Origin of the sequence: Streptomyces sp. NPDC002809 (assembly GCF_040295435.1) — a bacterium.
Lineage (GTDB): Bacteria > Actinomycetota > Actinomycetes > Streptomycetales > Streptomycetaceae > Streptomyces.
Genome location: NZ_JBEOVJ010000050.1, coordinates 1 through 14,321, shown reverse-complemented (window position 1 = coordinate 14,321; position 14,321 = coordinate 1). Strand labels below are relative to the sequence as shown.

Genomic DNA, 14,321 nt, shown 5'->3' with positions numbered 1-14,321 from the left:
ATGTCCCGTCGCGACGGAGACGTCCTTCCCCTGACCGCGGCCCAGCGGGAGATCTGGCTCGCCGAGCAGAGCTCCCGGACGCCGATCCCGGGCTACCGCGTCGGTGAATGCCTGGAGATCCACGGGCCGGTCGACCCGGAGCTGTTCGAAGCCGCGCTGCGCCGGGTGGTCGACGAGGTCGACGCCCTGCACGTGACCTTCGTCGACGACGGTGAAGGCCCGTGCCAGGTGCTCCGCGAGACCTGGGACTGGGCGCCCGCTCATCTGGACTTCGGCGCGGAGCCGGATCCCCGGGCGGCGGCCATGGAGTGGATGGAGCGGAACCTGGCCCGTCCACTGGACCTGGCCCGTGATCCGTTGTTCGGCCATGCGCTGATCCGGCTGTCACCCACCGAGTTCCTCTGGTACCTGAACTACCACCACGTGGTGCTGGACGCGATCAGCAGCTCGATGGTCCGGCAGCGGGTCGGCGAGGTGTATTCGGCACTGACCGAGGGCGATGACGTTCCGCCCTCGCCGTTCGGCACGCTGCGGGACCTGGTGGACAGCGACGCCGGCTATCGCTCCTCCGCCGACTTCACGGCGGACCGCGCCTACTGGACCGAGCGCTTCGCCGACCTGCCTGCCCCGACACGGCTCACGGATACCTCCGCGACCGACCCTCACCGCGCCCTGCGCGTGGCCGGGGAACTGGAGCTGCGGAACCCCGAGGCGTTGCGGGCAGCGGCGGCCCGGGCGGGTGTCAGGTGGTCCCGGATGGTGATCGCGGCTACGGCGCTCTACGCCCACCGGCTGAGTGGCGCCCAGGACGTGGTGCTCGCCCTTCCCGTCACCGCCCGCCGGGGCTCCGACCGCGAGCTGATGTCGGTGCCCGGCACGGTGTCCAACGTGGTGCCCCTGAGGCTGACCGTACGACCGGACATGCCGTGGGGCGACCTCGTCGCCCAGGTGGCGCGCGAGGTCGAGTCGGCCGTCGCGCACGAGCGCTACCGCAGCGAGGACCTACTGCGCGACCTCGGCGCACCCGGCGGCATCGGAACCGCGTTCCCCCTGATCGTCAACATCATGGCCTTCAACGCCAGGCCGAGCTTCGCCGGGCATCCGGCCTCGGTTCACCACTTCGTCTCGGGGTCGACCACCGACCTGGCCGTCTGGGTCTTCGACTACCGGGACGGCAACCCTCCGCTTCTCCGGCTGCACGGCGCCCCGGAGGCGTACGGGGACGCCGACCTGGCCGCACACCAGCGGAGGCTGCTCGCCCTGCTCGGCGCCGTCGCGGACCTCGACCCGGACGAGGCGGTGGGCCGGGTCGATCTGCTCACGGCCGAGGAACACCGAGAAGTGGCGGTCCTCGGCACCGGGCCGGCGGCGGAGCCTCCTGCCGGGAGTCTGCCGGAGCTGTTCCGGGAGCAGGTCCGCACGATTCCGGACAGCCTCGCGGTGGTGTGCGGCGACGTCTCGCTGACGTACGCGGAGCTGAACGTGCGGGCGAATCGGCTGGCGCACGCGTTGATCGCGCGGGGTGCGGGCCCGGAGCGGCTGGTGGCGGTGGCACTGCCGAGATCGGCCGAGTTGGTGGTGGCGATCCTCGCGGTGCTGAAGTCCGGCGCGGCGTACGTTCCGGTGGACCCCGAGTATCCGACCGCCCGGATCTCGTACCTCCTCGACGACGCCGGCCCGGCCCAGGTGATCACCGACAGCCGCAGCAGGGAGCGCCTGCCCGACGACAGCCCCGCCGGCCGACTGGTCCTGGACGACCCGCAGACGGCAGCCCTGCTGGCCGACTGCCCGGCAGCCGACCCGATGGTGACGGTCGACCCCGGCAACCCGGCCTACGTCATCCACACCTCCGGCTCCACCGGCAGGCCCAAGGGCGTGGTCGCGACACACGGCGGCCTGCTCGACCTGCTCACCGACCACCGGCAGGTGCAGTTCGCCCCGCTGCTGAAGGACCGGCAGCGGCTGCGGGTGGCACTGACCACCTCGGTGTCGTTCGACGCCTCCTGGAACCAGCTGATGGCCCTGTTCGGCGGCCATGAGCTGCACGTCCTGGACCGCACGACCTGGACCGATCCCGAAGCCTTCGTCGACTACGCGGCGCGCCAGGGTCTCGACTACGTCGAGGCCACCCCTTCCTACCTCCAGGACCTCGTGGCCCACGGGCTGTTGAGCGACCGGCAGCGCGGCCCCGCCCTGGTCGCGGCGGGCGGGGAGGCCGTTCCCGAGCACCTGTGGGAGCGGATGCGGGCCGCCGAGGGGACGCTCTGCCTCAACCTGTACGGGCCTTCCGAGTGCACCGTCAACTCGGTCGCCGCGCCCGTGGGACCGAGCCCTCGCCCGGTCATCGGCCGGCCCGTCAGCAACGCCCGGCTCCACGTGCTGGACGGGGCGTTGCAGCCGGTGCCGACAGGTGTGGCGGGTGAGCTGTACATCGCGGGCGCCGGACTGGCGCGGGGATACCTGAACCGGCCGGGCCCGACCGCGGGACGGTTCGTGGCGGACCCCTACGGTCCCGGCGGCTCGCGGATGTACCGCACGGGCGACCTGGTCCGCTGGAACACCGACGGGAACCTGGAGTTCCTGGGACGCACCGACGACCAGGTCAAGGTACGCGGCTTCCGGGTCGAACCCGGCGAGATCGAGGCGGCCCTGGGCGAGCACCCGGACATCGCACGGGCAGCCGTCACGGTCCGCACCGACGAGGAAGCCCGGCTGGTCGCGTACGTAGTCCCCGTCACGGGGCAGGCCGTCCCCACGGACACCCTGCGGGCCCGGCTGCGGGAGCGGCTGCCGGAGTACATGGTGCCGTCGGCGATCGTGGTGCTGGACGCACTGCCGCTGACTCCGAACGGCAAGCTCGACCGGCGCGCCCTCCCCGCCCCCGAGTCCCGGCCGGCGGTACCGGGCCGAGCTCCCCGCACAGCGGTCGAGCACCTGCTCTGCGGGCTGTTCGCCGAGGTGCTGGGGGTCGCCGAGGCCGGGCTTGACGACAGCTTCTTCGACCTCGGCGGGCACTCCCTGCTGGCCACCCGGCTCATCGCGCGGGCCCGTTCGGTGCTGGGCGTGGAACTGCGGCTCAGCGATCTCTTCGACGCGCCGACGGTGACGCGGCTGGCGGCCAGGGTGGATGTCGCGGGCCGGGCGCGCCCGGCGCTGGGGCGGAGTGAGCGGCCCGGGGCGGTCCCGCTGTCCTTCGCGCAGCGCCGGCTGTGGTTCCTGCACCGGATGGAGGGCCCGAGCGCCACATACAACATCCCGCTGGCCCTGCGGCTGTCCGGAACCCTGGACGAGCGCGCCCTGGAAGCCGCCCTGACGGACGTCGTCGAGCGGCACGAGAGCCTGCGCACCGTCTTCCCGGTGGTTGCCGGCGTGCCGTGCCAGCGCGTGCTGGACCCGGACGCGGCACGGCCGCGCCTGCCGATGACCGAGGTGTGCGAGAGCGAGCTGCCCGGCCGGCTGGCCGAGGCGGCCCGGCAGGGCTTCGAGCTCTCCGAGGAGCCGCCGCTGCGTGCCGAACTGTTCCGGCTCGGCGCCGAGGAGCACGTACTGCTGCTCGTGGTGCACCACATCGCCGGTGACGGCTGGTCGACGGGCCCTCTCTCACAGGATCTGACGACCGCGTACGCGGCCCGTAGCGCGGGTGTCGAGCCGGAGTGGTCGCCGCTGCACGTCCAGTACGCCGACTACACCCTCTGGCAGCGGGAGCTGCTCGGCGACGGCACCGACCCGGGCAGCTTGCTGAACGGCCAGCTCGCGTACTGGCGGGAGCGGCTGTCGGATCTGCCCGACCAGGTCGAACTGCCCTTCGACCGGCCCCGTCCCGCGTTCATGTCCTACCGGGGCGCGCAGCTGCCGGTGCACATCGACGCCGAGCTGCACCGGGGCCTCCGCGCCCTCGCCCGTGACGGCGGAGCCAGCCTCTTCATGGTGCTCCAGGCCGGTCTGGCCGCCCTGCTGGGCAAGCTCGGCGCCGGTACCGACGTTCCGATCGGCACTCCGGTCGCGGGACGCACCGACGAGGCCCTGGACGACCTGGTGGGCTTCTTCGTCAACACGCTGGTGCTGCGCACCGATCTGTCCGGCGACCCTTCGTTCACCGAACTCCTGGGCCGGGTGCGCTCCGACGCGCTGGCCGCCTACGCACACCAGGAGGTGCCGTTCGAGCACCTCGTGGAGGCGCTGAACCCGACCCGGACGCTCGCGCACCACCCGCTGTTCCAGACCATGTTCACCCTGCAGAACGCACCGTCCGGCACCTTCGGCCTGCCGGGGCTGCGGGTGGCGGCCGACCTGGTCCCCACCGGAACGGCCAAGTGCGATCTGACCTTCGTCCTGGCCGAACAGCCCGGCGCGGACGGGCTTTCGGGCGTGGTGGAGTACAGCACCGACCTCTTCGACGCGGCCACCGTCACCGGCATCGTCGAGCGGTGGCTGCGACTGCTGCGGGCCGTCGTCGCCGCCCCCGGCCGGCGGATCGGCCAGGTGGACGTGCTGTCCGCGGACGAGCTCAGGGCCCTGCTGCCGGTCGGCACCGGGCGGGCGGACGAGCTGCCGGAGAACGGCCTGCCCGCGCTCTTCGAACGGCAGGTGAGGGCGAACCCGTCCGCGACCGCGCTCACGGACGGCGAGGACTCCCTGACGTACGAGGAGCTCAACGCCCGTGCCAACCGCCTGGCGCATGCCCTGATCCACCGGGGCGTGGGGCCGGAGCAGAATGTGGCGCTGGCCCTGCCGCGCTCGGCTGAACTCGTCGTCGCGGTGCTCGCGGTACTCAAGGCCGGCGCCGCGTACGTGCCGGTGGATCCGGAGTACCCGGCCGCCCGAATCGCCTATCTGCTCCGGGACACCCAGCCCTCGCTGCTCGTGACGACGAGCCGGACCGGAGGGTTGCCGGGGGCGGAGCACGTGGACCGGTTGCTGCTGGACACCGCCGACCTGGACGGGCTGCCGGACACGGACCCGGGGGTCGCCGTCGACCCGGGCCAGGCCGCCTATGTCATTCACACCTCCGGTTCCACCGGAAACCCCAAAGGCGTGGTGGTCCCGCATCACAACGTGGTGCGCCTCTTCGACACCACGCGCGAGCTGTTCGGCTTCGGCGCCGACGACGTATGGACCCTCTTCCACTCCTACGCCTTCGACTTCTCGGTCTGGGAGCTGTGGGGTCCGCTGCTGCACGGCGGACGCCTGGTGGTCGTGGACCACGAGACCAGCCGCTCGCCCGGCCGGTTCCTGGACCTGCTCGCCCGCGAGCGGGTGACGGTGCTCAACCAGACCCCGTCCGCCTTCTACCAGCTGATGCAGGCGGACGCGGAGGACCCGGAGACCGGTCGTCTGCCCGCACTGCGCACGGTGGTCTTCGGCGGCGAGGCGCTGGAGCACGCCCGGCTGGCGAGCTGGTACGGGCGGCACGCGCACGACGTGCCGCGGCTGGTCAACATGTACGGCATCACCGAGACCACCGTGCACGTCACCTACGCGGCGCTCGACCGGACCGGCACCGCCGCCGGTGAGATCGGCACCCCCCTCCCGGACCTGCGGGCGTACGTGCTCGACGACGGCCTGCGGCCGGTGGCCCCGGGTGTGCCCGGCGAGCTGTACGTCGCGGGCGCGGGGCCGGCGCGCGGCTACCTGAACCGGCCCGGCCTCACAGCCGGGCGGTTCGTGGCGGACCCGTTCGGACCGCCGGGATCACGGATGTACCGCAGCGGAGACGTGGTGCGCCGTTCGGCCGACGGCACACTGCGCTACGTCGGCCGGGCCGACCAGCAGGTCAAGGTACGCGGCTTCCGGATCGAGCTCGGCGAGATCGAGGCGGCCCTGGCCGAGCACCCGGACATCGCCCAGGTCGCCGTCGTGGCCCGTCAGGACCGGGCCGACGACACCCGGCTGGCCGCGTACCTCGTGCCGGCAGCCGGTGCCGCACCACGCCCCGCCGACCTGCGGGAGCACCTGCGCGAGCGGTTGCCGGAGTACATGGTGCCGTCGGCGTTCGTCACGCTGGACGCCCTGCCGCTGACCGTCAACGGCAAACTGGACCACCGTGCCCTGCCCGCCCCCGGCCTCGCCCCGGCGGCCGTCTCCCGTGCCCCGCGCACCCCGCAGGAGCAGATCCTGTGCGCGCTGTTCGCCGAGGTCCTGGGTGTGCCGTCGGCCGGTGTCGAGGACGGCTTCTTCGACCTGGGCGGGCACTCGCTCCTCGCCACTCGTCTAGCAGCGCGCATCCGCGCCACGCTCGGCGTGGAGATGCCGCTGCGCACGCTGTTCGAGGCGCCGACCCCGGCCGGTCTGGCCGCCGCACTGGTGGCGGCCGGGCCCGCGCAGGCCGCCCTGGCACCGCGCGAGCGCCCCGCGGTCGTGCCGCTGTCGTTCGCGCAACGGCGGCTCTGGTTCCTGCACCAGCTGGAAACGGCCGACGCGAACTACCACATCTCCCTGGCCTGGCGGCTGTCCGGCGATCTGGACCGGTCGGCCCTGGAGGCCGCCTTGGCGGACGTGGTGGCCCGGCACGAGAGCCTGCGCACCGTCTTCCCTGCGGTGGACGGCGTGCCGCACCAACTGGTGCTGGACGCGGAGGCAGCCGGACCGCGGCTGCCCGTGAGCCGTACCACCGGGGCCGGGCTGCCCTCCCTGATGGCGGCGGCCAAGGACCGGCGGTTCGACCTGGCCGTGGACGTACCGTTGCGGGCCGAGCTGTTCGAGCTGGCGCCTGACGAGCACGTCTTCCAGTTGGTGCTCCACCACATCGCCGGCGACGGCTGGTCGCTGGGCCCGCTCACGCAGGGGCTGACCGCCGCCTACACGGCGCGCCGCCGCGGTGAGGAGCCGCAGTGGTCGCCGCTGCCGGTCCAGTACGCCGACTACACCCTGTGGCAGCACGAACTGCTCGGCGACTCCACCGACCGGGACAGCATGCTCGCCGGTCAGGCGGACTACTGGACCCGGCAGCTGGCCGGTCTCCCGGAGCTCATCCGGCTTCCCACCGACCGGCCCCGCCCTGCGACCGCCTCGCACCGGGGCGGCTCCGTGCGCGCCGGGCTGGACGCCGAGCTGCACCGCGGACTGCGGGAGCTCGCCCGTGCGCACGGGACCAGTCTGTTCATGGTGCTCCAGGCAGGGCTCGCGGCGTTGCTCAGCAAGCTCGGCGCGGGTGACGACATCCCGGTCGGCAGTCCGGTCGCCGGCCGGACCGACCAGGCGCAGGACGAGCTCGTCGGCTACTTCGTCAACACCCTGGTGTTCCGCACCGACACCTCCGGCGACCCGACGTTCACCGAACTGCTGGACCGGGTCCGGGACACCGCGCTGGCCGGGTACGCCCACCAGGACCTGCCGTTCGAATACCTGGTCGAGGTCCTGAACCCGGCCCGGTCGCTGGCACACCACCCGCTCTTCCAGGTCATGCTGGTGCTGCAGAACGCGCCCGGGGCCGACTTCGCGCCGCCCGGGCTGCGCGTCGACGAGATGCCTCCGGCGTCGACCACCGCCAAGCTCGACCTGATCTTCACGTTGTCCGAGCGGTACGCGCAGGACGGCTCCCCGGAGGGCATCGACGGGTCCGTCGAGTACGCCGACGACCTCTACGACCCGGCCGCCGTCGAGACGATGACGGCGCGGTGGGAGCGGCTGCTCCGCACCGCGGTAGCCGACCCGGGGCGGCCGCTCAGCCGGCTCGGCCTGCTCACGGCCGAGGAGCGCGATGAGCTGACGGCGCTGGGTACCGGCCCGGCGGCCCCGGACCGTGCCATGTCTCTGCCGGAGCTGTTCCGGGCTCAGGTCCGCAGGGTTCCGGACAGCCTCGCGGTGGTGTGCGGCGATGTCTCGCTGACGTACGCGGAGCTGGACGCGCGGGCGAATCGGCTGGCGCACGCGTTGATCGCGCGGGGTGCGGGCCCGGAGCGGCTGGTGGCGGTGGCACTGCCGAGGTCCGCCGAGTTGGTCGTGGCGATTCTCGCCGTACTGAAGTCCGGTGCGGCCTACGTTCCGGTGGACCCCGAGTATCCGACCGCACGGATCGCTTACCTCCTCGACGACGCCTGCCCGGCCCTGGTGATCACCGACACCCGCAGCCAGGAGCGCCTGCCCGACGACAGCCCCGCCGGCCGACTGGTCCTGGACAACCCGCAGACAGCAGCCCAGGTGGCCGACTGCCCGGCAGCCGACCCGATGGTGACGGTCGACCCCGGCAACCCGGCCTACGTCATCCACACCTCCGGCTCCACCGGCAGGCCCAAGGGCGTGGTCGCGACACACGGCGGTGTGGTCAACCTGTTCGCCGACCAGCGCCCGCTGCTCGCCCGCACGGGAGAACGCCTGCGGATGGGGCTGACCACTTCGGTGTCGTTCGACGCCTCGTGTGATCAGCTGATGGCCCTGTTCGGCGGTCACGAGCTGCACGTACTGGACCATGCGACCTGGACCGATCCCGAAGCCTTCGTCGACTACGTGGCGCACCGTGGCCTGGATTACGTCGAGGCGACCCCGTCCTACCTCCGGGTTCTGGTCGATCACGGGCTGCTGGACGACCCTCGGCATCGTCCGGCTCTGGTCGCGGCGGGAGGGGAGGCCGTTCCCGAGCACCTTTGGGAGCGGATGCGGGCCGCCGAGGGGACGCTCTGCCTCAACCTGTACGGGCCTTCCGAGTGCACCGTCAACTCGGTGACCGCGCCCGTGTCGTCGAGCACCCACCCGGTCATCGGCCGGCCCGTCAGCAACGCCCGGCTCCACGTGCTCGACGGTGCGTTGCAGCCGGTGCCGAAAGGTGTGGCGGGTGAGCTGTACATCGCGGGCGCCGGACTGGCGCGGGGATACCTGAACCGGCCGGGCACGACCGCGGGACGGTTCGTGGCGGACCCCTACGGTCCCGGCGGCTCGCGGATGTACCGCACGGGCGACCTGGTCCGCTGGAACACCGACGGAAACCTGGAGTTCCTGGGACGCACCGACGACCAGGTCAAGGTACGCGGCTTCCGGGTCGAACCCGGCGAGATCGAGGCGGCCCTGGCCGAGCACCCGGACATCGCACGGGCAGCCGTCACGGTCCGGCAGGACCGGGCGGCGGGCCCCCGGCCGGTCGCCTACCTGCAACCCGTCTCCGGGACGGAGCCCAGGCCGGAAGAGCTCCGGGCGCACCTGCGCGAGCGGCTGCCGGAGTACATGGTGCCGGCCGCGTTCGTCTGCCTCGACGCTCTGCCGCTGACACCGAACGGCAAGCTCGACCGGCACGCCCTTCCCGAGCCCGAGCCCACCGCGACGTCCGACGGCCGTGCACCGCACTCGCCCCACGAACACGTGCTGGCCGGCCTGTTCGCCGAGGTGCTGGGTCTGCCTCAGGTCGGTGTCGACGACGACTTCTTCGACCTCGGCGGTCACTCGCTGCTCGCTACGCGGCTGGTGGCGCGCGTCCGTGCGACGCTGGGCGTGGAGCTGGCCCTGTCAGCCCTGTTCCGTACCCCGACCGTGGCCGGTCTGGCCGCCGGGCTGGGCGGCGCGGACCGGGCCCGGCTCGCCCTGGGACGGGCGGAGCGGCCCGAGCTGGTGCCGCTTTCGTCCGCTCAGCGCAGGCTCTGGTTCCTGCGTCAGCTGGAGGGCGCCGAGTCCGTCTACAACATGCCGCTCGCGTGGCGGCTCTCGGGACCGCTGGACCCGGCGGCTCTCGAGGAGGCGCTGAGCGACCTCGCCGGCCGGCACGAAACCCTGCGCACGGTCTTCCCGGCCATGGACGGCGTGCCCTACCAGCAGGTACTCGCCGCGGAGGAGGCACGCCCGGAACTGTCGGTCACCCCGGCCGACGAGGCGGCCCTGCCGGAACTGCTGGCGGAGGCCGCTGCGCGCGGTTTCGACCTCGCCACCGAACCACCGCTTCGCGCCGAGGTCTTCGAGGTCTCAGCGGACGAGCACGTCCTGCTCCTGGTGATGCACCACATCGCCGGTGACGGCTGGTCGCTGGGCCCGCTGGCCGCCGACCTGGCCACCGCGTACGCGGCACGCCGCCAGGGCGGGGCGCCGCAGTGGGCGTCACTGACCGTGCAGTACGCCGACTACACCCTGTGGCAGCACCGGCTGCTCGGCGATGCGGACGACCAGGACAGTCTGTTCGCCCGTCAGACCGACTACTGGACGCGGACGCTCGCGGACCTGCCGGAGCAGATCCGGCTCCCCGCCGACCGTCACCGCCCCGCGACGCCTTCCTGCTCCGGCGGCCACCTGGCAATCGAGCTGGACGCGGAACTCCACGCCGGCTTGGTCCGGCTGGGCCGGGAGAACGGCGCCAGCGTGTACATGGTGCTGCAGGCCGGCCTGGCATCGCTGCTGGACAAGCTCGGTGCGGGCAGCGACATCCCGGTCGGCAGCCTGATCGCCGGCCGGACCGACCAGGCGCTGGACGACCTCATCGGGTTCTTCGTCAACACCCTGGTGATCCGCACGGACACCAGCGGCGACCCGTCCTTCGCCGAGCTGCTGGTCCGGGTCCGGGAGGGGGCTCTCGGCGCGTACGCACACCAGGACCTGCCGTTCGAGCATGTCGTCGAGGCCCTCAATCCGTCCCGGTCGCTCACCCGGCAGCCGCTGTTCCAGGTACTGCTCGCGCTGCAGAACGTGCCCCGCACCGAGTTCGAGCTGAGCGGTCTGACCGCCGAGATCATGCTGGTACGGACGCCGACGGCGATGTTCGACCTCGGCTTCCACCTGCTGGAGCGCGGCGGCACGGGCGGGCCGGCCGAGGGCATCATCGGGCGGGTCGAGTACAGCGCCGACCTGTTCGACCCCGCAACGGTGGAGGCGCTGGTCGCCCGGTGGCTGCGGCTGCTGGCGGCGGTGGTCGCCGACCCGGAGCGTCCGCTGAGCCGGGTCGACGTCCTCACAGCCGAGGAGCGGCGCGAGCTGTTGGTCGCCCGCAACGACACGGCCCGCCCGACTCCCGACGCCACCCTGCCCGCGCTGTTCGAGGCGTGGGCCCGGGCGACGCCGGAGGCGCCTGCCGTGGTGTTCGAGAACACCGTGCTGACCTACCACGAGCTGAACCGCCGGGCCAACCGCCTGGCCCACGCGCTGATCGGGCGGGGCGTGGGCCCGGAGCAGGTCGTCGCCCTGCGACTGCCGCGTTCGGCCGAGCTGGTGGTCGCCGTACTCGCTGTGCTCAAGACGGGCGCGGCGTACCTGCCGATCGACCCGGACTACCCGGCCGCCCGCATCACGTACATGCTGGAGGACGCCCGCCCGGCCGTCGTGCTCGACGACCTCGCGGCCGTCACACCGGCCGGCGAGCTGCCGGAGCACGACCCGGACGTCCCCGCGGACGCCCGGCACCCGGCCTACGTCATCTACACCTCCGGTTCCACCGGCCGGCCCAAGGCCATCGAGATGCCCACCGCCGGTCTGCTGAATCTGCTGGAGTGGCACCACCGGACCGTCGGCGGCGAACCCGGCACGCGCACGGCGCAGTTCACCGCGATCAGCTTCGACGTCTCGGTGCAGGAGGTGCTGTCCGCGCTGCTGTACGGCAAGACCCTGGTGGTGCCGACCGAGGAGCAGCGCCGCAGCGCGGAGCTGCTCGCCCACTGGCTGGACCGGCACCGGGTCGAGGAGCTGTTCGCGCCGAATCTGGTGGTCGAGGCGCTGGCCGAGGCCGCCGAGGAGGCCGGGCTGGACCTGCCGCACCTGCGACTGGTCGCCCAGGCCGGAGAGGCCATGCGGCTGGGTGGTGCCGTGCGCCGCTTCCAGGCCCGCCGGCCGGGCCGGGTCCTGCACAACCACTACGGGCCCGCCGAAACCCATGTGATCACCGCCTACCCGCTCCCGGCCGATCCGGCCGACTGCCCGCTGCCCGTGCCGATCGGCCGCCCCATCGCCAACTGCCGGGCGTATGTGCTGGATTCGACGTTGCGACCGGTGGCCCCCGGCGTGCTGGGCGAGCTGTACCTGGCCGGAGCGGGGCTGGCGCGCGGCTATCTGAACCAGCCCGGTCTGAGCGCCGGGCGCTTCGTCGCCGATCCGTACGGTCCGGCGGGCACGCGGATGTACCGCACCGGCGACCTGGTGCGCTGGCGTGCCGACGGCGAGCTGGAGTTCGCCGGCCGGGTCGACCACCAGGTCAAGGTGCGCGGGTTCCGGATCGAGCCGGGTGAGATCGAGGCCGAGCTGACCGCGCACCCGGGCGTGTCCCAGGTCGCGGTACTCGCCCGGGAGGACCGGATCGTCGCGTACGTCGTCCCCACGGACGCGACCGGGGCGACCGCGGCGGCGCTGGCTGGGTTCCTGCGCGACCGGGTGCCCGAGTACCTGGTTCCGTCCGCGTTCGTGCTGCTCGACGCGCTGCCGCTGACGCCGAACGGCAAGCTCGACCGGGCGGCGCTGCCCGCGCCGGAGCCGGGTCCGGCCGCCGGCGGCCGGGCACCCCGCACGCCGCAGGAGCAGATCCTGTGCGAGATGTTCGCCGAGGTGCTGGGGCTCGCCGCTGTCGGGGTCGACGAGGACTTCTTCGAGCTGGGCGGGCACTCCTTGCTCGCCACCCGGCTGGTCTCGCGGGTCCGGGCGACCCTCGGGGCCGAACTGGAGCTGCGCGCCCTGTTCCGGACCCCGACCGCCGCCGGACTGGCGGCCGGGCTGCACGGCGCCGGAACCGCGCGGCAGGCTCTGGTACCCCGGCCGCGCCGCGAGCTGATGCCGCTGTCGTTCGCCCAGCGCCGGCTCTGGTTCCTCCAGCAGTTCGGGGCGCCGAGCGCCACCTATCACATGCCGCTGGCCCTGCGGCTGTCCGGAGACCTCGACCGGGCCGCCCTGGGTGCCGCACTCGTGGACGTGGTGGCCCGGCACGAGACCCTGCGCACGGTGTTCCCGCACTCCGGCGGTATTCCGTACCAGCGGGTGCTCGACACCTCCGAGGCCGCCGTCCCGCTGGCCGTGCGCACGGCCGGCGAGACGGAGGTGCCCGCGTTGCTGCGCGAGGCCGCGGTGCGCGGCTTCGACCTGGCCTCGGAGGTGCCGCTCCGGGCGGAGCTGTTCGCGCTCGCGCCGGACGACCATGTGCTGCTGCTGGTCATGCACCACATCGTCGGGGACGGCTGGTCCATGGGCCCGCTCGCCCGTGACCTGGCCGCGGCCTACACCACCCGGCAGGGTGGCGGGGCACCGGCATGGCCACCGCTGCCCGTGACGTACGGCGACTACACCCTGTGGCAGCACGAGATCCTGGGCGACGAGGACGACGCCGACAGCCTGTTCGCCCGCCAGGTCGCCTACTGGACTCAGACGCTGGCCGGTCTGCCCGAGCAGCTGCAACTGCCTGCCGACCGGCCGCGCCCGGCCGCCATGTCGTACAGCGGTGACGTGCTCGAACTCCGGATCGATGCCGAGCTGCACGCGGCGCTCGTGGACGTGGCACGACGGTCGGGGGCGACCCTGTTCATGGTGCTGCAGGCGGCGTTGGCGGCGCTGTACACGCGGCTGGGTGCGGGTACGGACATCGCGATCGGGAGTCCGGTCGCGGGGCGCACGGACGAGGCCCTGGACGATCTGGTCGGGTTCTTCGTCAACACGCTGGTACTGCGCACCGACACGAGCGGTGACCCGAGTTTCGCGGAGCTGCTGGGCCGGGTCAGGGAGACCGCACTGTCGGCGTACGCACACCAGGACGTGCCGTTCGAGCACCTCGTGGAGGCGCTCAACCCGACCCGCTCGCTGTCCCACCACCCTCTGTTCCAGACGGGTCTGGTCGTGCAGAACGCGCCGGGCGGCGCCTTCGAACTGCCGGGCCTCCAGGTCTCCGGCATGGCCGTGCTCACCGGGACCGCGCGACTCGACCTGACCTTCGGGTTCGCGGAGGAGTACGGGCCCGACGGCGAGCCGGCCGGACTCAGCGGCGCGGTCGAGTACAGCACCGACCTGTTCGACCGTGCGACGGTCGAGATCCTGACCACGAGGTGGACCAGGCTGCTGGCGGCGGTCGCCGCCGCACCCGACCGGCCGATCGGCGGGATCGACCTGCTGTCCGCCGAGGAGCGCGGCGAGCTGCTGCCCGCGGTCGAGGAGCAAACGGCCGGGGAGAGCCTGCCCGAGCTGTTCGCGGCGCGGGTGGCGGCGACACCGGACGCGATCGCGCTGGTCTGCGGTGACGTCGAGCTGACGTACCGGCAACTCAACGCCAGGGCCAACCGGTTCGCCCATGCACTGATCGCCCGGGGCGTCGGTCCGGAACAGGTGGTAGCGGTTTCCCTGCCGCGCTCGGTGGAATCAGTGGTAGCGGTCCTGGGCGTACTGAAGGCCGGGGCCGCCTACCTCCCGGTGGACCCGGCCTACCCGAAGTCACGAATCGCGTTCAT

General features: G+C 72.9%; 1 protein-coding gene. It reads left to right on the top strand.

Features of this window, described 5'->3' with window-relative positions; genetic code table 11:
* The coding region (locus tag ABT025_RS25800; protein ID WP_350999011.1) for a non-ribosomal peptide synthetase at positions 1-14,321 on the top strand (14,321 nt) is incomplete at its 3' end.